The organism is Nocardia sp. NPDC056564, from assembly GCF_042793755.1.
Lineage (GTDB): Bacteria > Actinomycetota > Actinomycetes > Mycobacteriales > Mycobacteriaceae > Nocardia.
Genome location: NZ_JBHTUR010000012.1, coordinates 193975 through 217052, shown reverse-complemented (window position 1 = coordinate 217052; position 23078 = coordinate 193975). Strand labels below are relative to the sequence as shown.

Here is a 23078-nt window from a genome sequence, read left to right as displayed (position 1 = left end):
CGGCCTGCACGCGGCCAAGTCAACCACCGGGGCCCGCCGGACAGGCCGGAATCGGCGTTCCGGACAGGCACGTTCCGGCAACGGCCGGGCAAGCGACGCGAACCGGACACACCACGCTGATGTGTTGCCGGAAGGGGGCTTGATCAGGAGTATGGCGGGATGACCACAACATCCGACGTCGGCCGGGAACGGCTGCGGCTGGACGAACTTCCGGTTCGCCCCATTCATCGCAAGCTGGTCGCGCTGGTCGGTGCCGGACTGTTCTTCGATCTCTACGAATTGTTCCTCGCCGGGACGATCACCGGGGTGCTGAAGCAGGAGATGCACCTGTCCACATTCCAGCTCAGCGGGATCCTCGCCTCGGCGTTCGCCGGGCAGTTCCTCGGCGCGCTGGTGATCGGCCGGTTGTCGGATGTGTTCGGGCGGCGCCGCATGTTCATGGTGAATATCGCGTTGTACTCCGGATTCACCCTGCTCGGCGCGTTCAGCCCGAACGTCGCCTTCCTGATGGCGACGCGATTCCTGGCCGGACTCGGGATCGGCGCCGAGATGACGGTGTCGGACACCTATCTCTCGGAAGTGGTTCCGCCGCAGGTGCGCGGGCGGATGATCGCGATGGCGTACACGATCGGCTTCTGCGCGGTGCCCACCGTCGGATTCCTCGCCAAGTGGCTGGTTCCGTTGCAGCCCTTCGGCATCGACGGCTGGCGCTGGCTGTTCGTGATCGGCGGACTCGGCGCCGCGGTGGTGGTCGTCGCGCGCCGGGACATGCCCGAATCGCCGCATTGGCTTGCGCGGCAGGCGGACAAGACGAAGGGCCTGCCGTTCAGCGCGATCGTCAAACCGCCGTACCGGGCCAGGACGACGCTGTTCTCCGCGGTGATGATCTTGCAGGTGTTCGGCTACTACGGGTTCGGCACCCTGGCGGTACTCGTGTTGGACCGCAAGGGATTCGAGGTGGTCACCTCGCTGAGTTACCTGGCCATCACCTATCTCGGATATCCGCTGGGCTCGCTGCTGGCGATCCCGTTGATGGAGCGGATAGAGCGCAAGTATCTGGTCATGGGGACCGCGACCCTGATGGCGTTGTTCGGGCTGACCTTCGGCTTCGCCACCAGCGTGCCGCTCATCCTGCTGTCGGGCGGATTGTTCACCATCGCCAGCAATGTCTTCTCCGACGCCATCCACGCGTATCTACCGGAGTCGTTCCCGACCGCGGTGCGCGGCACGGCGTCCGGCGCGACCTATTCGCTGTCCAAGGTGAGCACCGCGCTGCTGCCGTTCCTGCTGCTGCCGCTGCTCGACCGGGCGAACGGGCCGGGGCTGGTGTTCTCGGTGATCACCGTCGCGCTGCTCACCATGGTCGCGCTGGTCTGGGTGTGGGGGCCGGTGACCGGCCGGCGTGCGCTGGACGAGGTGTGACGTTACCGCGCGAGCGTCGGCGCGGCGCGTGACCAGCGGTGGCCGTCCAGTTCCTCGACGATGAAGCGGGCCACGTCGAGGACGGGCACTTTCCAACCGCCGCGCGGGGTTTCGCCGTCTTGGACCCGGTAGGTCGCGGTCGGCGGGTCGTCGGTCAGGCGGGTGGGGCGGACGAAGGTCCAGTCCACGGCGGATTCGCTGATGATGGATTCCATCAGGCGCATGTCGCCGTAGAGCTCGTTCATCAGGGTTCGGGCGAGGCAGCGGTACCAGAGTGCGTGATTCGGGTCGTCGCGGCGGACACCGCTGGAGGTGATGGCGATCAGGCGGGACGCCCCGGTCGTCCGCATCGCGGGCACGATCGCGCGGGCGGCGTCGGAGTAGAGGCCGTGCGCGTGGCGGCCGGCGGGGCCGATCGCGCTGATCACCACCTCGTGCCCCGCGACGGCCGCGCGCACGCTGTCCGGGTCGCGGACATCGGCGCGGGTCACGGCCGGCAGGCCGGCCGCTGACAGCTTTGCCGGATCGCGGACCGCGGCGGTGACATCGTGGCCTGCGGCCAGCGCCTCGGTCACGATGGCTCGACCCGCCCGCCCGGCGGCACCGAAGACGATCACCTTCATGCCAACTCCTCTGCTCAAGATTCACGATCAGCGATCGTAACGATCACTGATCGTTCCGAACGATGCTCGCTCCGAGCACTGTTTGTCAAGCTAGGATTCGGCACATGCCCGGCTCCCCTCGCCCCAATCCCCGCACCAGTCCCGCGAAGGCTCCGCTGAGCCTCGACGCGATCGTGGCCGCGTCCCTCGACCTGGTCGACGAGCTGGGCTGCGCGGCGGTGAGCATGCGCCGCGTGGCGCAGGCGCTCGATACCGGGTCGGCATCGCTCTATGTCTATGTGCACGACCGACGCGAGCTGATGCTGCTGACCCACGACCGGGCCGTGGCCGCGGTCGAGCTGCCCGCCGACACGGACGGCGACTGGCGCGCCCGGCTGGAACTGCTCGTCGAACGCACCGTCGCCGCCCTCGCCGCGCACCGCGATCTCGCCGCCGTCGCCTTCACCGAGGCCCCCACCGGACCGCACATCCTGCGACTGGTCGAAGAGATGCTGCGCCTGCTGCGTCTCGGCGGGGTCAGGGACGCCGCCTGCGCCTGGGCCGTCGACCTGCTGGGCCAATACATCGCCTCGGCCGCCCTGGAGGCCGCCGCCCGGGCGGTCACCGAGGAACCCGCCGAATCCGTGGCCGACACGGCCGCCCGCCTCGACGCCGTCTACCGCGCCCTCCCCGCAGAGGACTATCCGACGATCCACGAACTCGCCCCGCTGCTGACGGCAGGCGGCGGCGCACGCGAGACATGGAAGCTGCGGGTGATCCTCGACGGGATTCTCATCCACGATGCCGAGAACGCCGCCCGGCAACCCATCTGAGCACCGGCCGTAGGCCCGTGACCCGACCGCGCCCAGGAGAAAAGAAGAATGGCCCGGAACTGTGCGTTCCGGGCCATTCTTCGTTGTAGCGGGGACAGGATTTGAACCTGCGACCTCTGGGTTATGAGCCCAGCGAGCTACCGAGCTGCTCCACCCCGCGTCGGTAAACACAACATTACACACGGGTTCACGCGCACGCCAAATCGCCTGGTAAACGGCGTATTCATCGCCCTGAAAGGCAGACGCGGGCATGGCGCGCGAGAGCCGGAATCGGGGGGCGGAGAGCAGCGTCACGCCGGCCCTGCGGTGGCGACCCGAGCGGTAGTCGTCGAGATCCGCGATGCGGATGGGCCTATCACCGACCACGGCAACCGGTTAAACGTGATCCGGATCACAATATCGTGGTGATATCGAACACATAACCTTGCTATAACAGACCGTCCAGAATGCGTGTCGACGGCATTTGCGACCTGCATAAAGGGTCATATTCGGGTTATTCGCATCAGGTAATGCGGGTGTTATCAAGACGTGATCTGCCGAGATTTCTTCGTTACCGTGCGTTCACGGCCCGGATCATCCCGTGAAGGGCTCGAACTCGAACCGCTCGAATACCGGCAACCCTGCCCCGCGGCTCGAGGATCCCCGACAACCTGGGGGCAGGGACCGGCGGCTTTATCGCCGAGTCGGTAGGCGCAGGGAGGGAAATGCACTTATGACTGAGAACCGGAAGTTCAACGCTCGCGCCCTCGGCTTTGCCGCTGTTACCGGCGCCCTTGTTGCCGTCCCGTTCGCACTCTCCACCGCGACCGCATCGGCCGCGCCTGCCCACAACTGGGACGGCGTCGCGCAGTGCGAGAGCGGCGGCAACTGGGGGATCGCCACCGGCAACGGCTACTACGGCGGCCTGCAGTTCTCGCAGAGCACCTGGGCGGCCAACGGCGGCCACGGCTCTGCCAACAATGCCAGCAAGGAGGAGCAGATCCGGGTCGCGGAGAACGTGCTCGCCACGCAGGGCCAGGGCGCCTGGCCGGTGTGCGGCCAGTACCTGCGGCCGGGCACCTCCGAGCCGGAGCCCCAGGCCGTGCAGGAGCCGGAGCCGGCCCCGGAGGCCGCCGCACCCGCCCTGCCCGCCGTCCCCGGCAGCCCCAAGGCCCTGGTCGAGCAGGCCAAGTCGCTGGGCAGTGACCTGGCCAAGCAGCACGGCCTGGAGAACCAGTTCCAGCAGATCTTGGACCAGAACGGCTCGCTGATCGAGTCGATCGCCGGCCGCTGAGTCTCGGCTGATCTCGAATCGGCGCTGCTCTCTCCTTGGCGAGAGCAGCGCCGATTCTTTTAGGCAAACCGCCGTATAGCGATACCGGTCTCCACGACAATCCGAATATGTCGCCTGAATGCTGATAAGTCGCTGATCGCATTCGAGACCGGAAAACTCTTTACCGTAACGAAATACGCCGCCATCTCCGTGATGGCGGCGTATTCGTTCCGTTGCCGACGGTGGCTAGCGCCCTGCGTCCTGGTACGCCTTGACCGCCGCGTCCAGCTCGTCGAGTGCTCGGCCGAAGTCCTGGAAGTTGCCCGTGCGCATGGCATTACGCACGTTCTCGATCTTCTGGTTCAGCGCCGCGGCCGCGGCATCCTTGGCCGCCGACGAACCGGTCTGCGGCGGGGTGCCCGGGTTCGGCGGCGGAGTACCGGTGTTCGGCGGCGGGGTGCTGGTCTCCGCCGGCGGCGGCGGAACCGAACCCGGACGCGGACGCGTGCCCGAGTCGCCACCGAAAGGCGTTGCCAGCGCGCCACTTCCGGGCAGTACCTGGTTCAGCGCCTCGGCCAGGGTCGAGGCGTAACCCACCTTCACGCTGCCTGCGTCGTCCCGATAACTCACCAGTACGCGCAGCAGCTGCGGGAAGGTCGCGGTATTCGCCCCGGTATTGCGTTCGTTGTAGAACGGCTCCACGTAGAGGATGCCGCCGTCGGCGATCGGCAGGGTCAGCAGATTGCCGTATTTGATCTTGTTCGAGTTGGACAGCAGCGTCTTCTCCCGCGAGACCTCCGGCGCGGTCGTCATCCGGTTCTGTGTCTGCTGCGGGCCGAGCGTCTGCGTATCGGTCGGCAGGCGCAGGATGGTGAACTTGCCGTAGTCGTCCGGATCCGACCGCACCGAGATGTAGGCCGACAGGAACTGGCGGTTGTAGCCGACCATCGCGCTGGTCAGATTGAAGACCGGCTTGTTCCCGCCCTTCGGATCGCCGAGCAGCACGTAGTACGGCGGCTGGTTGGCCGGCGCCCCGCCGTCGATCGTCGGATCGGCGGCCACCGACCAGAAGGCGTTGTTGGTGAAGAACTCACGCGGATCGTCGACGTGGTACTTGGTCAACATCTCGCGCTGCACCTTGAACAGGTCTTCCGGATAACGGAAGTGCGCGCGCAGCTCCGGGGTGATCGCGCTCTCCGGCTCGACCGCCCCGGGGAACACCCCGCGCCAGGCCTTCAGCACCGGATCCTTCGAGTCCACCTCGTACAGCTTCACCGTGCCGTCGTAGGCGTCCACGGTGGCCTTGACCGAGTTGCGGATGTAGCTGACCTGCTTGCGTGGCAGCAGCCTGCCGGTCTTCTTGTCGATGCTGTCCTCGACCCCGTCCAGCGAGGTCTTCTGCGCGTACGGGTAGTCGTCCAGCGTGGTGTACGCGTCGACGATCCACTGGATCCGCCCGTTCACCACCGCCGGGTAGGCGTTGCCGTCGGTGGTCAGCCACGGCGCGACCTTCTGCACCCGGTCGCGCGGATCGCGATTGAAGATGATCTTGGAGTCGTCGCCGATGGCCGAGGAGAACAGGATGTTGCGCTCGGCGTACTTGGCGGCGAAGGCGAGCCGGTTGAACCAGTTGCCGATCGGCACGCCGCCCTTGCCGTCATAGGTGAATTGCGCGGTGTCGGAATCGTATTCGCGCGGCCGCTGGGCCGCCTTCGCACCGACGATCGCGTAGTCCGGGCTGGCCTGCGAGATCACCTCGCCGAAGTAGATGCGCGGCTGGTCGACCTTGATCCGCTGCTTGTCCGGCGGGGTGAACAGGTCGCTGACCATGAAGATCGGGTAGCCGCTGTCGCTGCTGCCCCCGGTCGCGTTCGGGTCGTCGGACTGCGGCTTGTTCACCCGGTTCGCGGGCGCGGCGACGAAACCGTTGCCGTGGGTGTAGACCGTGTGCTGGTTGATCCAGTCCTTCTGGTTACCGCTCAACGCGGCCGGCGAGAGCTCGCGGGCCGCCACGATGTAGTCCTGCACATCGCCGTCGAGGTTGTAGCGGTCGATGTCCAGCGACTCCGGGAAGCCGTAGAAGTTCTTCAGCTGGCGCAGCTGAGTGAAGGTGGGCGACAGGATGTTCGGGTCGAGCAGCCGGGCGTTGCCGATGGTCTGCGCGTCGACCGGAACCTGCAGCGGGCTCTTGTTGCTCTCGCCCTTGTAGTCCTGATACGTGATCTTGTCGTCGGTGATGCCGAACGCCTGCCTGGTGGCGGCGATATTGCGCTGGATGTACTCGCTTTCCTTGTCCGCGGCGTTCGGGCGCACGGAGAACTGCTCGACCACCAGCGGCCACACCGCGCCGACCAGGATCGAGGACAGCACCAGCAGCGCGGCGGCCATGGCGGGCACCCGCAGATCGCGCAGCACGATGCCGGCGAAGAAGGCGAGCGCGCAGATCACCGCGATGGACAACAGGATCAGCTTGGCCGGCAGCACCGCGTTGATGTCGGTGAACGAACCACCGGTGAAGGTGGGCTCCTTGCGGCTGCTCATCAGCAACTCGTAGCGGTCGAACCAGTAGGCGATCGCCTTGAGCAGCACGAAAAGCCCGGCGATGACGGCCAACTGGATGCGCGCGGCGCGGGTCAGCGTGCCCTCGCGGCCACTGAGCCGCAGCCCGCCGAAGACGTAGTGCGTCACCAGGCTGGCGAAGAACGCGATGACCACCGCGACGAACAACCAGTTCAGGATCGTCCGATAGAACGGCAGCTCGAACGCGTAGAAGCTGACGTCGAGATGGAACTGCGGGTCCTGCTCGCCGAACGAGCTGCTGTTCAGGAACAGGTTGACGGTGACCCAATTCGATTGCGCCACCAGGCCGGAGAGCAGACCGAGCAGCACCGGGATGCCGACGCCGAACAACCGCAGCCGACTCATCACGGTGGTGCGGTAGCGCGCGATCGGATCGTTCGGACCGGCCACCGGCACGAACACCGGCCGGGAGCGATAGGCCAGCAGCAGCGCCAGCCACACCACCACACCGACGAAAATGGCGACGCCGAGGAACAGCAGGATCCGGGTCCGCAACACCGTGAGATAGACGTTGCGGAAACCGACCTCGCCGAACCACAACCAGTTGGTATAGGTGTCGGTCAGCCGTGGACCGAGTAGCAGCAACGCCGCGAGGGCGATCGCCGCCAGCAGCAGTACGCGGCTGCGTCGGGAAAGCGAAGGTAAGCCGGTGGGGGGCCGCATGCCCACGATGCCACTCTCCAAGGTCCGGCGGCACTCGCGCCGATACGTCCGGCCGAGATGCCGCAGTCCGATGTTGCGGGTGGTCCTTTCGGACCGTCCCGGCCCACTCTACGGAATCGGACACCGATGACATGCTCTGCCTATTGTTCGACGCTCACGAAACTCGCGCGCGATGGTCAGCGGAGTGTGAAGCAGCGGGTTTGTGGATTGCTCGCGCGGTTCGTTTGATTGGATGTTCACCGTGACCCCCGCAGATCTGCACGCCGAACTCGTCCTCGCCCGCTCCGTCCGCGAGGTCGCCGAATTCGTCGACGCCGAAGGGTGGGGCAGACCGCCGCAGATGTTCGCGCTGGTGCCCACCGCCGACCTGATCGCGGCCCAGCCCGAACTGGTCGACGAGGTCGATGAGGCGGCCGAGCTGACTCCCGTTGCCCAGGAACTGTTTCCGGACGACATCACCGGCGGCTCGGTGGCGCTCGACGACTTCCTCGCGACCACCAGCTGGCCGCCCGCCGTGCAGGGCTGCGTGCTGGTGCAGGAGATCGTGGTGCTGCCGCCGGACGCCGAATCCACCCTGGACGAGGCGCTGGTGCCGCTGCTCGCCGACCACGAGGCGGCCGACGCCGCCGCGCGCGCCGCCGCCGAGGCGCACCCGGATCGGCGCGAGGCCCGCCTGTTCGCCGCGGTGCTGCGCGCGGGCGCGTCGCTGTGCCTGCTGCAACTGCGGCCCGAGGAGGACGCCGACGACTTCGGCGACCTGGACCTGCGCACCTACCCGAACCTGGCGCCCAACCTCATCGACGCGCTGCACGCGACGCTGGAGTGGTCCGGGCTCGACTGACCCGCGTCAGCCGCAGCCGACGGGTTCCTTGCCCGCGTTGATGTCGTTGAGCGATTGCACGGCACCGGTGAGGTTTTCGACCTTCACCAGGCGCAGGCCGGTGGGCGTACGCTGCCTGGCCTCGTTGCAGTTGGCGGCGGGGACCATGAAGGTCTCCGCGCCGGCCTCGCGCGCGGCCATCATCTTGTACTGGATGCCGCCGATCGGCCCGACCTTGCCGTCCTGATCGATGGTGCCGGTGCCCGCGACGAACTTGCCGCCGTCCAGCTCGCCGGGGGTGAGCTTGTCGATCAGCGCGAGGCTGAACATCAGCCCGGCCGACGGGCCGCCGATGTCGGCGAGGTTGAAGTCCACCTGCAACGGCGGGCGCGCGCCCTCCCCCGGGGTCACGCCGAGGTAGCCCTTGTCCTTGTCGTCGGGGCGGGCGCCGAGGGTCACCTGCACGGTCTGCTCGGCGCTCTCCCGGCGCACCTGCAGGGTCAGCTGCGCGCCGGGCGGCTGCGCGGACACGGCCGTCACCACATCCTTCGGCGCGGCGATCGGCGCGCCGTTGATGCTGATGATCTCGTCGCCGGGTTTCAGCGCGTCCTTGGCCGGGCCGTCCTCGGCCACCTTGCGCAGCAGCACGACGGTGGGCATGTTCAGGTAGTGCAGCGAGGCGACCTCGGCGTTGCTCTCGGAATCCTTGAAGTCCTGCTGGTTGGACTTGTCGATCTCGTCCCGCGACACCCCGGGCGGGTAGACCTCGGCGCGCGGCACCAGGCCGTGCTTGCCGCTCACCCAGAAGCCGAACGCCTCGAAGATGCTCAGCCCGTCGCGCACCGACACGGTGGTCATGTTGAGGTGGCCGGTGGTCTGGTCCACCTCGGCGCCGCGGACGTCGACGACCTCCTTGCCGTCGACCTTGCCGAGCGTGTTGAAGGTGGGGCCGGGGCCGAGTGCGACGAACGGCACAGTGAGCACCGTGCCGAGCGCGCCGAGCACGAGCACCGGGATCAGAGCGGCCACCAGGGTGAGGATCCGACGATTCACCTGGACCACAGTAGTGATGGCCGCCGTGCGCGGACGGCGGAGGCGGACATTCGGCGCTCCCGCGCGTCCCCGATTTCGCGCCGCGCGAACATCAACTGCCTGCACTACACGCGTAACGTGAAGCATATGAGTGACGTCCCCTTCGGATTTTCGAACCGCGACGACGACGACCGCAAGCGCGGTGACGAGCCGGGCGGTCCCGAGTCGAACAACCCGTTCGGAGTGGGTGGACCCGGCGGCGGTTTCGATCCGTCCCAGCTCGGCCAGATGCTGACCTCGCTCGGTCAGATGCTCAGCGGCATCGGGCAGCCGGGCTCGGCACAGTCCGGCCCGGTGAACTACGACGTCGCCAAGCGACTGGCCCGCCAGCAGCTCGGTGCGAGCGTGACCCCGGTGTCGGCGAAGACCGCGAGCGCGGTCGCCGACGCCGCGCACCTCGCCGAGCTGTGGCTCGACGGCGCGACCACGTTGCCCGCGGGCGCGAGCAAGACCGTCGCGTGGACCGCCAACGACTGGATCGAAGAGACCCTGTCCACCTGGCAGCGGCTGTGTGACCCGGTGGCCCAGCAGATCTCGGGCATGTGGACCGCGTCGCTGCCCGAGGAGGCCAAGGAGTTCGCGGCGCCGATGGTCGGCATGCTCGGCCAGATGGGCGGGCTCGCCTTCGGTTCGCAGCTCGGCCAGGCGCTCGGCCAGCTGGCCAAGGAGGTGCTGACCTCCACCGACATCGGCCTGCCGCTCGGTCCGTCCGGCACCGCCGCCCTGCTGCCCGCGGCGATCGCGGACTTCAGCGCGGGCCTGGAGCAGCCGGAGAGCGAGATCATGGTGTTCCTCGCGGCCAGGGAGGCCGCGCATCAGCGCCTGTTCGGGCACGTGCCGTGGCTGCGCCAGCAGGTGCTGGCCGCGGTCGAGGACTACGCGCGCGGCATCCGGATGGACTTCTCCGCGCTGGAGGAGGCCGCCCAGGGCATCGATCCGTCGGCGTTGACCGACCCGGGCAAGCTCGAGGAGATCCTGTCCCAGGGCGCGTTCGAGCCGCAGACCACGCCGGAGCAGAAGCAGGCGCTGGAGCGACTGGAGACTTTGCTCGCGCTGATCGAGGGCTGGGTGGAGGTCGTGGTCACCGACGCCGTCGGCGATCGGCTGCCCGGCGCGGGCGCGCTGGCCGAGACGCTGCGCCGGCGGCGCGCCACCGGCGGCCCGGCGGAGCAGACCTTCGCCACCCTGGTCGGGCTGGAGCTGCGGCCGCGCAAGCTGCGCGAGGCGGCGGCGCTGTGGCGCAGGCTCACCGGCGACGCGGGCATGGAGAAGCGGGACGGCGTCTGGGCGCACCCGGACCTGCTGCCCGACTCCAACGACCTGGACTCCCCCGCCGGTTTCATCGATTCGGTGATCGGCGGCGGCACCACCGCGTTCGACGATCCGCTGGCGCAACTGGCGGAGACCGAGGCGCGGGAAAAGGCCGAGCGCGACCGGGCCGGCGAGGCGGGCGGCGAGCAGTCCGGTCCCGACCTGGGCAAGGACAGCGGCACGTCCGCCTGATTGTCCTGTTGGTAGCGACGAATCCCTGTGGATAACCACGGGATTCGTCGCTTTCTGCGCTTTGCGGCTTGCGCATACTGCCGGGCATGACATCCCTGTGTCGCGGTCCCATGCTGCGCCCGCAGCTCACCGTGCTGGTGCGCCCGTCCGGCGTCGTGCAGCTCGGCTGGCATCCCGAAACCGCGGTGCTGCTCGACGCCGCCGGGCTCGACGCCGACACCGTGCTCGCCTTCCTGCGCCTGCTGGACGGAACCCAGTCCCGACCCCAGATCGTCTGGCGCGCAGGCGAATGCGGCATCGAGCCGGACCACGCGATGGCGCTGCTCGACGTGCTCGACGAGGCCGGAATGCTCGACCACCCCGACGATCGCGGCGGGCGGATCCGGTCGGTGCGGGTGCACGGGCTCGGTCCGCTGTCCGACGCGATCACCACCGGTCTGCGCAGGCTCGGTGTCCGCCCGAGCCGTTCGCGCGACTACCGGCCGCACGCGGCGCCGGTGTCCGGCTGGCGGGCCGACCTGGTGGTGCTGGCCGACACGATGGTCGCCGATCCGCGCCTGATCGAGGACCTGGTGCAGCACCGGGTCGCGCACCTGCCGGTGCGGATCCGCGACGGTCGCGGCGTGATCGGCCCGCTCGTGCTGCCCGGCGCGACCAGCTGCCTGCGCTGCGCCGATCTGCTGCGCACGGACAACGACGCGGACTGGCCGCATATGGCCGCGCAGCTGCTGGGCCGGGTCGGGCATGCGTCGCCGGCGAAGATCGCCGCGATCGCCGCCCTCGCGGTCAGCGAGGTGGACGACATCCTCGCGCTGTCCACCCGCCGGTCACTGGCGACCTTGGACACCACGCTCGAGTTCGACCCGGCCGCGCACCGGCTCGGCCGACGGCCGTGGCCGCGGCACGCGGACTGTGGTTGCCGGCGAATTCCGGCCGGGCTCACCGCATGTCGGGCACCCCGGCGAACCCCGGCGCCGGCTCGGGACACGTGACCGGGGTCACTCCCGCCGACGGCGCCTATTCAAGATTGCCATGGCTAAGAACCGGCTTCTTCCGCCATGATGGGTACGTGTCTGAGATTGTGCGCCGCCGCTCATCCCGTAACGCCAAGTTGGCCAAGATTCCGCTCGGCATCGCCGGTCGGGCCGCCGTGGGGTTCGGGAAGAAGCTGGCCGGCGGCGACAAGTCCGAGATCAACGCACAGCTGAACCAAAAGGCCGCTGAGCAGCTGTTCACCGTGCTCGGCGAGCTCAAGGGCGGCGCGATGAAGTTCGGGCAGGCGCTCAGCGTGATGGAGGCCGCGGTTCCGGAGGAGTTCGGCGAGCACTACCGCGAGGCGCTGACCAAGTTGCAGGCCGCCGCGCCGCCGATGCCCGCCGAGACCGTGCACCGGGTGCTGGACCAGCAGCTCGGCACCCAGTGGCGACAGCGGTTCCAGGAGTTCGACGACACACCGGCCGCGTCGGCCAGCATCGGGCAGGTGCACAAGGCGGTGTGGTCGGACGGGCGCACGGTCGCGGTGAAGGTGCAGTACCCCGGCGCGGACGAGGCGTTGCGCGCCGATCTCAAGACGCTGAACCGGATGACCGGGCTGCTCGCGTCGGTCATCCCGGGCGCCGACGTGAAGCCGATCCTCGCCGAGATCACCGAGCGCACCGAGGAGGAGCTGGACTACCGCAACGAGGCGGCCAACCAGCGCGCCTTCGCCAAGGGTTTCGACGGGCACCAGGAGATCGTGGTGCCCAAGGTGGTGGCCAGCGCGCCGAAGGTGATCGTCACCGAATGGCTGGACGGCACCGCGGTGTCCTCGATCATCAAGGCCGGCGCCGAAGACCCCGAGGGCACCCGCGAGCTGCGCAACCGCGTCGCGGGGCTGATGGGCCGCTTCCACTTCTCCTCCCCGGAGACCGTGGGCTTGCTGCACGCCGACCCGCACCCGGGCAATTTCATGATGCTGCCCGACGGCAAGCTCGCCGTCATCGACTTCGGCGCCTGTGCGCCCATGCCGAACGGTTTCCCCGTGGTGCTCGGCCGGATGCTCGCGCTCGCGGTCGAGGAGCGGTTCGAGGAACTCACCGAGCTGATGTACGACAACGGCTGGGTCATCCCCGGCCGCACGGTCACGCACCAGGAGATCGCCGACTACCTGCGGCCGTTCACCGATCCGATCAAGTCCGACTCGTTCCACTTCACCCGCCGGTGGATGCAGCGGGTCGCGGGCAAGGCCTCCGACATCTCCAGCCAGGAGATGAAAACCGCGCGCGCCCTGCAACTCCCGGCCGAATACGTGATGATCTTCCGGGTGCTCGGCGGCTCCGTCGGCATCCTCGCCCAGCTCGACGCCGAGCTCCCGTTCATGGAATTGGTCCGCACCTGGATGCCGGGCTTCCGCGAGGAGCGCACCGCAAGCTGACCGGCGACCTTTTCTGACCGAGCCGCGTGACCCCAATTGCGGAGGGCGCGGTGCTCGGTCGGCTAGCCTCGGCTCAGGTCGGCTCGGCTCCGTCTACGAAGGGTGGTGGCCATGTCCTGCACCGGTCGGGTTGTCGGTGTTTCGATCAGTGCGGCGGTTGCGTTCGGGGCGTCGATGATCGCGCCGGTCGGCGCGACCGCAGGGGTGGACGGGCAGTCGGTGGTGTCGCTGTCGGTGGGGCCGGGGATATCGGTCGAGGTGGTGGACAAGCGGACCGTCAGCCTGATCTGCGCGCCCGCGGTCGGCGGGACGCATCCGAAAGCCGAGGAGGCCTGTAAGAACCTGGTCGCGGCGGACGGCAATATCCGGGCGCTGGCCGATTTCACCGTGCCGCCGCTCTGTTCGGACGAGTTCGATCCGGTGGTCGCGACCATCGACGGCGTCTGGCGCGGCAAGCCGGTCTCCGATCACGGCTTCTTCTCCAATGTTTGCGTGTTGCGGGCCACGACGGTGTCGGTGTTCGACTTCTGACGCCCGCGGGCGGCGAACACGAGGTGCACGAGCACGCCGACGACGGCGGTCATGGTCACTCCGCTGCCGAGCAGCAGGCGCAGATCGGTGGGAAATCCGCGGTAGATACCGGGAATCAGGATCGGCAGCAGCCCGGCGGTCAAAGCCGCTGTGGCAGTGAGGATTACAGGGTCGGAGGTGAGGTCGACCTCGCGAAACAGGCCGAGGCCGGCGGTGATGATCATGGCGAAGGTGATCGCCGCGGTGCCGCCGATGACCGGGCCGGGAAGGGAATTCACCAGGCGGCCGATCGGGGCGAGAAACGCGGCGACGATCAGCAGCACGCCGGTGCCGGCGGTGACGTAGCGGCTGCGGATGTTGGTGAACCGGATCAGGCCGATGTTCTCGCCGCTGGTGACCATGGTCGGACCGCCGAACAGGCCGGACAGCAGTGAGGTCACGGCGTCCCCGCGAATGGTGCGGCCCACGGTGACCGGGGTGTCGATCCGCTTGCCGACGATCTTCGCGTTGAGCACGGTTTGACCGGTGGCCTCCGCCATCGAACCGATGCTGAACACCAGCAACGGAATTGCCGCGAGCAGATCGAAATGCGGTGTGCCGAACAGGAACAGCTCGGGCGCCTGGCCCAGCCCGGAACCCGATCGCAGCTGGAACTGCCCCAGGCTCGCCGCGACGGCGCCGCCGACCGCCATGCCGAGCAGCACGGACAGCCGGCGCCAGCCGGTCGGCAGCACCCGGTAGGCGAGCACCGTCGCCGCAATGGTGATGGCGGCCAAGACAATCGAACGCACCGGCGCCGGATCGTCGGGCGTGGTGATCAGGTTGCCCGCGACCTTCACCAGGTTGATCCCGATGACCACGATCATGCTGGCGATGACCACGGCGGGCAGCCGCGTGACCAGCCGCCGGGCCAGCGGCACCAGCACGATCCCGGCCAGCGCGGTGATGATCACCGCGCCGCTCGCGGTGGCCGGATCCGATTCCTGCGCGATCTGGATGAACAGCACGACGGCCGCACCCCCGGGCAGCATGACGAACGGCAGCCCGGCGCCGAGCCCGAACCGCCCACCGGATTGCAGAATGGTCCCGATCCCGCTGAAAAGCAAAGTGGCGCACAGCAATGCCCGCGACTGCGCGTCATCCAGGTGCAGACTGCGACCGATCAGCAGGACCGAGGTGATCGGCGTCGCGACCATCACGACCAGATGCTGCACCGCCGACGCGAGGGCGCGGCCGAGCGGCGGCACCTCGTCGACCGGATGCACGGCCGGGCCATCCGTCACAGCCATGGAACGTCCGCATAGCGATAGGCGCGGAAGATGGCATTGGAGATTCCCGGAAAGACCTGCGCGGTATCGGAATCCGGGTACTCGGTGAACGAAGGCACCACGTATTCCCAGCAGATCCGGTGCGCCGGAGTCACTTCGAAGATGCGGCCGAACGCGGCCTCGGTGATCAGCGTGTTGCCGTTGGGCAGCCGCTGCGCGCCGCCCATGAACGGGGTGAAGAACGCCTCCCGCGGCGAATCCTGGTAGCTCCAGGCGATTTCGCCGGTGGCACGGTCGATTTCGACGATCCGGCTGTAGGTGACCGACTCGCCGGTGCGGAACGTACCGTTGTCGAACAGCAGGATATTGCCGTCGCCGACCGGTGTCGCGTGATGCTGCTGCGCGACGGTCGAACGGTCGGCGAGGGTCGTGATCGCGCCGGTACGTCGATCGATGGTGATCACCGCGGACACGCTGCGCAGGCTCGCGACAACGGTGTCGTCGTCGAGCGGATGCACGCTGTTGATCAGCGGCCAATGTTCCCGCCAGTAATGCGGTTGCAGCGCGAAGTCGTTCGGATCCAAGTGCTCGGCGGCGCGCCACTCCCAGCGCAGGCTGCCGTCCGGCGCGACCTCCCGGATGACGTCCGACCAGACGATCCCGTCGGCCTCGGTGCCCGGCACCCCGCCCTGAACGCGCGCCGCGGCCGCGCCGGTCAACGGCTCGACCCCGGTGTAGAGGATGCGCCCGTCGTCGTAATGATGCGCGTCGTGATGCTGGAAGTCGTCGCGATGCTCCGACAGCAGGGCGCCGTCCTCGGCATAGCGGCCCATCGATCCGCCGCTGTATTTGCGCCACATCGCGAACAGCGGCGGCCGGGCCAGCGTCGCGCCGTTGTAGGCGAGCGATCCGTCGGCGAGCAGCCGCGCGTGCCGGCCCGGCCGGTACGGCAGATTCCAGCGGTGCACCACCTCGCCCGCGAGGTCGACCAACTCGACGAGTCCGCGCCCCGCCAACGGCGCGTACAGCGTGTAACCGGGCGACGCCGCCGCCGCATCGATGCCGATCAGCCCGGTACCCCGGCGCTTGAGGGTGTTCTGTTCCACCGATCCTCCTGAATATTCAGCTCCACTGAATATTCAGTAGGCTAGGAGGCCCTGGAAGCATTGCGATCACCGTGATGTAAACACGAGGATTCAGGGCCCGGCTGCTGAGAAGGTGCTGAAGCAACAAGAGAGGTTTTGGTTAGGTGCATCAGAACGGAAGCGACGACCAGGCGCGCTGGCCCGGGCTCGGCAACATCGTGCACGACCGCAGGCGGGCGGCGCGGCTGACGCTGGCTCAGCTGGCCGCGAAGACCGAATTGTCGCAGTCGTTTCTGAGCCAACTGGAAAACGGGCGGACCAACACCAGCCTGCGCTCCCTGCAACGCATCGCCGACGCGCTCAGCACCACGGCGACCGAGCTCTTGGCCGCGGCGGACAGCACGCCGGGCTCGGTGATCGTGCGGGCCGGCGAGGGTGTGCTCGAACAGGCCGAGCGGAACGGCGACGGTTCGGTGCGCTCGCTGGTCCACGGACCGCGGGATCTACGCGCGCTCGAGTTCACCGGGGGAACCGAGCGGAGCGAGCGCGAATTCACGCATCAGAACGATGAATTGATCTACGTGGTCTCCGGGACCATCACGGTCGCCGCCAACGGCGAGCAGGTGACGCTGTCCACCGGAGACTCCTATTACTGCCCGTCGGGCGTGCGCCACCGCTGGTGGGCGCACGCCGACGACACCAGAACACTCTTGCTCGCCGTTGCCGACGGGCTGACGGTCCGCCGGGCACCCCACGGGCCACGGCGAACCTGATACTTCCTGCACGACAACGCAAACGAGCCGCTCACCGAGCGTCGGCGAGCGGTTCGTCTGCTTTCTCGTTCGTTGGCTCGGCCCGTGTCAGGACCAACCGAATCGAGCACATCGTCCGGAGGGAGGGAGGTCATTGCTGCGGCGTGAGTCAGCCCCAGCTTCATGCCGGGACCGCGACCTTGCGCGGACGTCCGCGCGGGCGCTTACGGGCGATGACGACCCCCTGATCGAAGATCTCGCCACCCCAGACACCCCACGGCTCGCGCCGATCCATGGCCGCGGTCAAGCAGCCCTTCCGGATGGGGCAGCTGGCGCACAGCGCCTTGGCCTGCTCCAACTGGTTGGGGCTCTCGGCGAACCAGAGATCGGGATCTCCGGCTCGACAAGGCACGGACTTGTTGCCCTCCCGGGTCCGAGTGGTCGGCGCCACGGTTCCGCATGTCACGTCAGTAGTGGCCTGAGGCCATTCCTGGGCGGTGAACACGTCGTTCTCCTTCAGCTCGTTGCAGCGGTTCGTTGTGTTGTCCGCGAAACCGGGGCCGGCTGGCTGAAGGGCCGAAAAAGATTGGCCACGGTTTCGCGTCGTGCGATCCGTGGCCAGGAGGTCTGGGAGGGAAGTTCCCTACCTAGGTATTCGACATCTCTGTCGAGTCCTGATCACGATCGCTTGGTGTGCGGGACGGAGGCGTGTTGCCTGCAGGTCCGCCGGCTCATAACCGGCTGCTGCGGCGACGTTGACGTCTGCCGTATCGACGACAGACGGGTGCCAGCCACCCACGCTGGGCTTGTCCGTAATGACGGTGCACATCGGGGCATGCATGGGCGCGAGCTGCGCATGCGTGCCGTACACACCGATTTCGGACAGACCGATCCCCTGCAAGGCGAGGATCCCCCGGGAGGCCGACATGGGTGAATTCACCGCAACGTCGATCGCATTGAAGAATTTGATGTTCACGTCTGCCTCCCTCCTAACTCGTTGTGTGTGTTTGAACTCTGCGCGCCGGGATAACCTCCCGGTGCGTAAAACCCACCATAGGCAAGTTCGCCGGGTGGTACAACCTATTTTCTACCTGCGGTTTTGGGGTCTTGCGCGCAACCGCGAAGCGATGATCGCGAGCACCTCGCCGCCGTACTGTTCGAGCTTCTTCTGGCCGATGCCCGCGATGGACCCCAGCGCGGCGTCGTCACCTGGGAGTTGTTCGGCGATCGCGGTCAACGTGGTGTCGGTGAACACCACGAATTCGCGCACCCGCAACGCCTCCGCCTTCTCCGCGCGCCACTCCTGCAACGCGAGCAGGAGTTCGGCATCGAGCTCGGCCGGGCAACGACGACAGCGGCCAAGCATAGTCGCATAGGTACCGATCAGTGGCTTCGCACACACTCGGCAGGTCGGCCGCATGCCTTTCGCCTCGACGACCGGCGTCGCGATCCTGGACGCGGGCGAATCGTCGGGGACAAGCCCGTTGAGGAACCGGGACCGGCGGCGGGTGCGGCGCTTGCCCTCGGCACGAGCCAGCGCCCAGGACAGTTGTAGATGTTCGCGTGCCCGGGTCACGCCGACGTAGAGCAGCCGCCGCTCCTCCTCCAGCTTCGCCTCGTCGCCGACCGAGCCGTCGTCGGCCAGCACGTGCTGGATCGGCAGCGTGCCGTCGGCCACACCGACCAGGAAGACCGCGTCCCACTCCAGACCCTTGGCGGCGTGCAGCGACGCGAGCGTGACACCCTGCACGGTCGGTGGATGCCGCGCCTCGGTGCGGGCGGCCAGCTCACGCAGCAGGCCGGGCAGGTCGAGTGCTTCGTCGTGCGCGACCAGGTCTTCGGTCAGCGTGACCAGCGCGACGAGCGAGGCCCATTTCTCCCGGGCCTGCGCGCCGGCCGGTTCCTCCTTGGTCAGCCCGACCGGCGCCAGCACCGCGCGGACCAGGGTGACCAGGGCGGCGCCGCTGCGGGCCTCGCCGGGCAGGTCGTCCCTGGCCGCGGCCTGCCGCAGCGCCGACACGGCCTGCCTGACCTCCGCGCGTGAGAAGAAGCCCTCGCCGCCGCGCACCTGATAAGGAATGCCCCGCTCGGTCAGTGCCTGTTCGTAGCTCTCGGACTGGGCGTTGATCCGATAGAGCACGGCGATCTCGGCGGGCGGCGTGCCTGCCTCGATCAGCCGCTTGATCGACTTGGCCACCGCGGCCGCCTCGGCGGGGGCGTCGTCGTATTCGGCGAACACCGGCTCCGGCCCGTCCGGGCGCTGGCCGATGAGCTGCAACCGGGTGCCAGCGATGCGGCCGCGCGCCACCCCGATCACCCGATTGGCCAGCGAGACCACCTGCGGGGTGGAGCGATAGTCGCGTTCCAGCCGGATCACCGTGGCGTCCGGGAAGCGGCGGGAGAAGTCGAGCAGGTAACCGGGGGTCGCGCCGGTGAACGAGTAGATCGTCTGGTTGGCGTCGCCGACCACGGTCAGGTCGTCGCGCTCGCCGAGCCAGGCGTCGAGCACGCGCTGCTGCAACGGCGTGACGTCCTGGTACTCGTCGACCACGAAGCTGCGGTAGCGGCCGCGGAATTCGTCGGCCACCGCCGGATAGTCCTCCAGCGCCGCGGCGGTGTGCAGCAACAGGTCGTCGAAGTCGAGCAGCAGGCCGTCCGGCGTGGCCTTGAGTTTCTCGTAGCCCGCGTACACCTCGGCCACCCGCAGCGCGTCGTACGGCGTCTCGCGATGCTGCTTGGCCACCGCCGCCGGGTAGTCCTCGGGGGCGATGAGCGAGGCCTTCGCCCACTCGATCTCGCTGAGCAGGTCGCGCACGCTGTCGGTGGCCGAGGAGAGCCCGGCCCGGTTCGCCGCCTGCGCGACGAGCGGGAACTTGCCGTCGATCAATCGCCACGGCACGTCGCCGACGACCTGCGGCCAGAAGTATTTGAGCTGCCGCAGCGCGGCCGCGTGGAAGGTGCGCGCCTGCACCTGGTTCGCGTCACCGCCGAGGCCGAGCGCGCGCAACCGGTTGCGCAGTTCCCCCGCGGCGCGCGCGGTGAACGTGACCGCGAGCACCTGGTCGGCCTTCACGTGCCCGGTGGACACCAGATGCGCGATGCGATGGGTGATCGTCCTGGTCTTGCCGGTGCCCGCCCCCGCGAGTACACACACCGGACCCCGCGGCGCGCGCACGGCGGCGGCCTGCTCGGGGTCGAGCGAATCCAGCTCGAGGCCGGCCGGGCGGTGTGTACTGGTTGACGACACGGCACCCATCATGACAGTGCCCGCCGACAACTCTCGCCGCGCGCGCAATACTGTCCCCTCGTGGCACACGACACGCCGTCAACCGACGCTAGACCCGCCGACCGGCACGCGACCTGGATGGAGTTGTTCTTCGACCTCGTCGCGGTGGCAGGCATCGGCCAGCTCACCCACCTGCTGCACCGCGGCCCCTCGCTCGGCGACTTCGCCCTCTATATCCTGCTCTACCTGGCTTTTTGGACGGTCTGGGCGTGCATGATGCTGTACGGCAACATCGCCCGCGACCACACCAGGATCTACCTGATGCTCGGCGCGATGCTCGGCCTCGGCGTGATGGCCGCCGCGGTGGCCGGGATCCCGGACCGGCACGCGACCACGTTCGCCGCGGTCTATGTGCTGGTGCGCATGGTCGCCGCGCAGGTGTGGGGGCGCGGCAGACTGGTGGTCGATTGGCCGATCGCCCAACTCTCCCTCGGCGTGCTGCCCTGGATCGTGTCGCTCTGGGTGCCCGAACCGTGGAAGTACTACCTGTGGACGCTCGGCCTGGTCATCGATCTATGGCTGATGTTCGCGGTGAGCGGCGACAAGATGATGATCGGCGCGCAGGAGGCGGTGAACCGCCGGATCCGCGGCTCGCGCCGGTTCAAGGACATCGAGCCGCCGAAAGTCATGGCGCTGCACGCGGATTCGGCGCATCTCGGGGAGCGGCTCGGGCTGTACGTGATCATCGTGCTCGGCGAGGGGGTCATCGCGGTGATCACCGCGGTGGGCGGGGTGGTCTGGCACCCGAAGGTGCTCGCCCTCGGCTTCGGCGCGTTCGTCGTGCTGGCGAGCCTGTGGGCGTTGACCCTGATGTACGGCTTCGTGCCGCGCCTGATGACCGGCGACGATCCGGACGGCGCGCTGCCGCGGCAATACGTGATGGCGATGCACTGCTGGGTCACCGCCGCGATCGCCACCATCACCGCGGGCCTCGGCCTGGCCGTCGAACACGCGGAGGGGCACGTGTCCACCGGCATCGGCTGGGCGCTCGGCGGCGGCGCCGCGGCGTATTTCGTCATCACCGGACTCGGTGGCGCGCGCAGCGAGGCGGGCTGGCGCTGGCTGCTGTCCTGGCCGCTACCGTGCGCGGTGCTCGCGGTGGCGCTGGGCGCCGCCGGGCCGTACATCGGCGCGCTCGGACTCGTGTACGGCGTTGTCGCCCTGTGTGTCTGGGCACTGCTGTGCCAGACGCACGCCGCAGGTCAGTGGGGCGCCGGGGCGGGCCCCGATCGGCCACGCCGGTGGCGGCGGCACGGCCTCGGGATCGACGAGGTGCTATAGCCGCCGCAGGCTGCGCAGGTCGGTAGCGAACTGCTCGGCCCGCACGCCGAGCGGTCCGAAGAACTCGCGATCGCAGGCCTCGACCGCGACCACTGCCCGATTCGCCAGCGCCGCACCGGCTTCGGTGGGCACCAGCGATTTCGCCCGCCGGTCACTCGGGTGATCGCGCCGCTCGACCAGGCCTTTCTGCTCGAGCGCGCGCACCACCTGCGAGGTCATCATCGGATCGGTGGCGGCCTGCGCGGCCAGGTCGCGCTGCATCACCGGGTCGCCGGCCACCGCCAGGTAGGTCAGCGAGGCGAGCAGCACGAACTGCACGTGGGTCAGATCGAACGGGGCGAGCGCCGCGCGCTGCGCCGCCTGCCACCGGTTGGTCACCTGCCAGAGCAGCAATCCGGGACTTTCGTCGGCCTGCTCGAATTCGGTATGTAGCCCTGCATTGCTCATCGGCCTCCCTCACTCGCCCGACATCGCTTTCGCGATCACCGCATGGTCGTGTGCGGTGAGTTCTATCAGGCCGCGCCGCAATACCATTCCCCAGTTCGGTGAGCTGGTCAGATCGAGCCGATCGCGCAGGTCGTCGATCGCGGTCTGCTGCGCGCCGGTCCGATAACTGACCGCCCGGCGCCACGGCTGGAAGCAGCCGCCGCCGGGCAGATCGACCGGGTCGGCCTGCCAGACGGGGCGGTCGTCGATGGTCCCGATCGCGGTGAACGCGCGGACCCACGCGCCGGAGCGGATGCCCTCGCGCGGCGAGTAGTAGATGAGCGTGTCGCCGGGCCGCATGCGTTCGACGGGTGCGCGCGTGCCGTGATTGGCCTGTGCGACGCCGAGTGCGACGCCGCGCAGCACGTGTTCCTTGGACACGACGCCCAGCCAATACCTGGTCATGCCGCCGGCACCCCCTCGGCGACGGCGATCAGGGCGTCCAGGTCGGGGCGCACGGACCTGGCGAGATCGCCGCCCATGATCTTGGTCCACAGCCAGCGCAGTGGGCCGTCGATCGAGACGGTGACGGTGATCGTCGTGCGGTCGTCGGCCGCGGCGATCTGGTGATCGAAGGTGAGCCGGGCGCCGATGAGCTTGGAGACATCGACGAATTCGGTGTCGCCGAGCCGCTCGATGACGAACGGCACCTTCGGTCCGCCGTTCGGCTTCAGGACGCCGGTCGCGCCCTGGACGAACGGGCCGTCGAGCCGGACCCATTCGGTGTCGGCGTTCCACTCCGGCCAGGTGGCCATGTCCGCCCACCTGGCGAAGAAGGCGGCGGGAGCGGCGGTCGAGGTGGCTTGCGCGGTGGCGATGATCGTCATGCAGTTAGTATGCGCGCTTACTAAATGCGGCGCAAGGGGTGCCGAAAATGACTTGACTGGAACACGCACGGCCTGATCGACGTTGCACAATCCGTGACTGACGTAACGCCCGACCTGACGATGTACTCGACCACCTGGTGCGGCTACTGCCGCAGGCTGAAGAAGCAGCTGGACGAGTCCGGTATCAGCTATGTCGAGATCGACATCGAGCAAGATCCGGCATCGGCCGAGTTCGTCGGCAGCGTGAACGGCGGCAACCATGTGGTGCCGACCGTGAAATTCGCCGACGGCTCCACCGCGACCAATCCGACGCTGGTGGCCGTCAAGCAGGCCCTCGCCGCGCTGGCCTGATCACCGACCGAATCCGCGCGGGCCGCACCGG

Annotated in this window: 22 protein-coding genes and 1 tRNA gene; 11 read left to right on the top strand and 12 right to left on the bottom strand. The window is 68.4% G+C overall.

Translation table 11 applies throughout. The features are described from left to right. Nucleotides 1–159: 159 nt before the first annotated feature. Nucleotides 160–1422 carry an MFS transporter gene (locus tag ACFQ9K_RS27950; protein WP_378726803.1) on the top strand — a complete coding sequence of 421 codons (1263 nt, stop codon included), beginning with the start codon at nucleotides 160–162 and terminating at the stop codon, nucleotides 1420–1422. Between the two features lie 2 nt (nucleotides 1423–1424). On the opposite strand, the gene ACFQ9K_RS27945 is transcribed toward ACFQ9K_RS27950, so the two are convergent. Next, on the bottom strand, nucleotides 1425–2045 hold the full coding sequence (locus ACFQ9K_RS27945; RefSeq protein WP_378726801.1) for an NAD(P)-dependent oxidoreductase: 621 nt from the start codon (nucleotides 2043–2045) through the stop codon (nucleotides 1425–1427). Between the two features lie 104 nt (nucleotides 2046–2149). Between ACFQ9K_RS27945 and ACFQ9K_RS27940 the strand changes: the two genes are divergently transcribed. Then, nucleotides 2150–2857 carry a TetR/AcrR family transcriptional regulator gene (locus ACFQ9K_RS27940; RefSeq protein WP_378726799.1) on the top strand — a complete coding sequence of 236 codons (708 nt, stop codon included), beginning with the start codon at nucleotides 2150–2152 and terminating at the stop codon, nucleotides 2855–2857. A gap of 86 nt (nucleotides 2858–2943) precedes the next feature. Here the strand turns inward: ACFQ9K_RS27940 and ACFQ9K_RS27935 are convergent. Further along, nucleotides 2944–3017: transfer RNA gene (locus ACFQ9K_RS27935), tRNA-Met, on the bottom strand. 552 nt (nucleotides 3018–3569) lie between these two features. On the opposite strand from ACFQ9K_RS27935, the gene ACFQ9K_RS27930 reads away from it, so the two are divergent. Beyond that, nucleotides 3570–4130 (top strand): transglycosylase family protein, encoded by a 561-nt coding sequence (locus ACFQ9K_RS27930; RefSeq protein WP_378726797.1) that lies wholly within the window; start codon nucleotides 3570–3572, stop codon nucleotides 4128–4130. Between the two features lie 225 nt (nucleotides 4131–4355). On the opposite strand, the gene ACFQ9K_RS27925 is transcribed toward ACFQ9K_RS27930, so the two are convergent. Further along, on the bottom strand, nucleotides 4356–7358 hold the full coding sequence (locus ACFQ9K_RS27925; RefSeq protein WP_378725246.1) for a UPF0182 family protein: 3003 nt from the start codon (nucleotides 7356–7358) through the stop codon (nucleotides 4356–4358). Nucleotides 7359–7584: 226 nt separating this feature from the next. Here ACFQ9K_RS27925 and ACFQ9K_RS27920 point away from each other — a divergent pair, with 226 nt between their 5' ends. Further along, nucleotides 7585–8193 carry a PPA1309 family protein gene (locus ACFQ9K_RS27920; RefSeq protein WP_378725248.1) on the top strand — a complete coding sequence of 203 codons (609 nt, stop codon included), beginning with the start codon at nucleotides 7585–7587 and terminating at the stop codon, nucleotides 8191–8193. Between the two features lie 6 nt (nucleotides 8194–8199). On the opposite strand, the gene ACFQ9K_RS27915 is transcribed toward ACFQ9K_RS27920, so the two are convergent. Then, complete coding sequence (locus ACFQ9K_RS27915; protein ID WP_378725250.1) at nucleotides 8200–9225, bottom strand: PDZ domain-containing protein; 1026 nt, start codon at nucleotides 9223–9225, stop codon at nucleotides 8200–8202. Nucleotides 9226–9351: 126 nt separating this feature from the next. Between ACFQ9K_RS27915 and ACFQ9K_RS27910 the strand changes: the two genes are divergently transcribed. The 4 genes from ACFQ9K_RS27910 to ACFQ9K_RS27895 all read left to right on the top strand — a co-directional run bounded on the left by ACFQ9K_RS27910 (nucleotide 9352) and on the right by ACFQ9K_RS27895 (nucleotide 13711). Continuing rightward, complete coding sequence (locus ACFQ9K_RS27910; RefSeq protein ID WP_378725252.1) at nucleotides 9352–10767, top strand: zinc-dependent metalloprotease; 1416 nt, start codon at nucleotides 9352–9354, stop codon at nucleotides 10765–10767. A gap of 86 nt (nucleotides 10768–10853) precedes the next feature. Then, nucleotides 10854–11759 (top strand): TOMM precursor leader peptide-binding protein, encoded by a 906-nt coding sequence (locus ACFQ9K_RS27905; protein ID WP_378725255.1) that lies wholly within the window; start codon nucleotides 10854–10856, stop codon nucleotides 11757–11759. Between the two features lie 77 nt (nucleotides 11760–11836). Further along, complete coding sequence (locus ACFQ9K_RS27900) at nucleotides 11837–13180, top strand: ABC1 kinase family protein (protein WP_378725257.1); 1344 nt, start codon at nucleotides 11837–11839, stop codon at nucleotides 13178–13180. 111 nt (nucleotides 13181–13291) lie between these two features. Next, on the top strand, nucleotides 13292–13711 hold the full coding sequence (locus ACFQ9K_RS27895) for an SSI family serine proteinase inhibitor (protein WP_378725258.1): 420 nt from the start codon (nucleotides 13292–13294) through the stop codon (nucleotides 13709–13711). Here ACFQ9K_RS27895 and ACFQ9K_RS27890 read toward each other — a convergent pair. Next, nucleotides 13648–15000 (bottom strand): uracil-xanthine permease family protein, encoded by a 1353-nt coding sequence (locus tag ACFQ9K_RS27890; RefSeq protein WP_378725260.1) that lies wholly within the window; start codon nucleotides 14998–15000, stop codon nucleotides 13648–13650. The two genes, ACFQ9K_RS27895 and ACFQ9K_RS27890, sit on opposite strands and share 64 nt — an antisense overlap. Beyond that, nucleotides 14991–16085, bottom strand: a complete 1095-nt coding sequence (locus tag ACFQ9K_RS27885) for an aryl-sulfate sulfotransferase (protein WP_378725262.1) — start codon at nucleotides 16083–16085, stop codon at nucleotides 14991–14993. Before ACFQ9K_RS27885 ends, ACFQ9K_RS27890 begins: the two co-directional genes overlap by 10 nt. A 143-nt stretch (nucleotides 16086–16228) precedes the next feature. Here ACFQ9K_RS27885 and ACFQ9K_RS27880 point away from each other — a divergent pair, with 143 nt between their 5' ends. After that, nucleotides 16229–16837 carry a helix-turn-helix domain-containing protein gene (locus ACFQ9K_RS27880; protein ID WP_378983783.1) on the top strand — a complete coding sequence of 203 codons (609 nt, stop codon included), beginning with the start codon at nucleotides 16229–16231 and terminating at the stop codon, nucleotides 16835–16837. A gap of 160 nt (nucleotides 16838–16997) precedes the next feature. Here ACFQ9K_RS27880 and ACFQ9K_RS27875 read toward each other — a convergent pair whose 3' ends face one another. From ACFQ9K_RS27875 to ACFQ9K_RS27865, 3 genes are all read right to left on the bottom strand, one after another. Continuing rightward, the gene (locus ACFQ9K_RS27875) at nucleotides 16998–17282 is read right to left on the bottom strand and encodes a WhiB family transcriptional regulator (protein ID WP_317983923.1); all 285 of its coding nucleotides are present in this window, start codon (nucleotides 17280–17282) and stop codon (nucleotides 16998–17000) included. 177 nt (nucleotides 17283–17459) lie between these two features. Next, complete coding sequence (locus tag ACFQ9K_RS27870; protein ID WP_378723863.1) at nucleotides 17460–17792, bottom strand: hypothetical protein; 333 nt, start codon at nucleotides 17790–17792, stop codon at nucleotides 17460–17462. A 111-nt stretch (nucleotides 17793–17903) separates the two neighbouring features. Then, nucleotides 17904–20075, bottom strand: coding sequence for an ATP-dependent DNA helicase UvrD2 (locus ACFQ9K_RS27865; RefSeq protein ID WP_378723861.1), 2172 nt, complete (start codon nucleotides 20073–20075; stop codon nucleotides 17904–17906). A 48-nt stretch (nucleotides 20076–20123) separates the two neighbouring features. Here ACFQ9K_RS27865 and ACFQ9K_RS27860 point away from each other — a divergent pair, with 48 nt between their 5' ends. Beyond that, on the top strand, nucleotides 20124–21383 hold the full coding sequence (locus ACFQ9K_RS27860) for a low temperature requirement protein A (RefSeq protein WP_378723859.1): 1260 nt from the start codon (nucleotides 20124–20126) through the stop codon (nucleotides 21381–21383). Here the strand turns inward: ACFQ9K_RS27860 and ACFQ9K_RS27855 are convergent. Genes ACFQ9K_RS27855 through ACFQ9K_RS27845 form a run of 3 tightly spaced genes read right to left on the bottom strand, consistent with a single transcriptional unit; the run spans nucleotide 21378 to nucleotide 22696 of the window. After that, a complete protein-coding gene (locus ACFQ9K_RS27855) occupies nucleotides 21378–21830 on the bottom strand; it encodes a MarR family winged helix-turn-helix transcriptional regulator (protein WP_378723857.1) in 453 nt (150 codons plus the stop codon). The two genes, ACFQ9K_RS27860 and ACFQ9K_RS27855, sit on opposite strands and share 6 nt — an antisense overlap. Before the next feature lie 9 nt (nucleotides 21831–21839). Next, complete coding sequence (locus tag ACFQ9K_RS27850; protein ID WP_378723855.1) at nucleotides 21840–22274, bottom strand: EVE domain-containing protein; 435 nt, start codon at nucleotides 22272–22274, stop codon at nucleotides 21840–21842. Next, nucleotides 22271–22696, bottom strand: a complete 426-nt coding sequence (locus ACFQ9K_RS27845) for a hypothetical protein (protein WP_378723853.1) — start codon at nucleotides 22694–22696, stop codon at nucleotides 22271–22273. Before ACFQ9K_RS27845 ends, ACFQ9K_RS27850 begins: the two co-directional genes overlap by 4 nt. 120 nt (nucleotides 22697–22816) lie before the next feature. Here ACFQ9K_RS27845 and ACFQ9K_RS27840 point away from each other — a divergent pair, with 120 nt between their 5' ends. Next, a complete protein-coding gene (locus tag ACFQ9K_RS27840; protein ID WP_378723867.1) occupies nucleotides 22817–23047 on the top strand; it encodes a mycoredoxin in 231 nt (76 codons plus the stop codon). Nucleotides 23048–23078 lie beyond the last annotated feature (31 nt).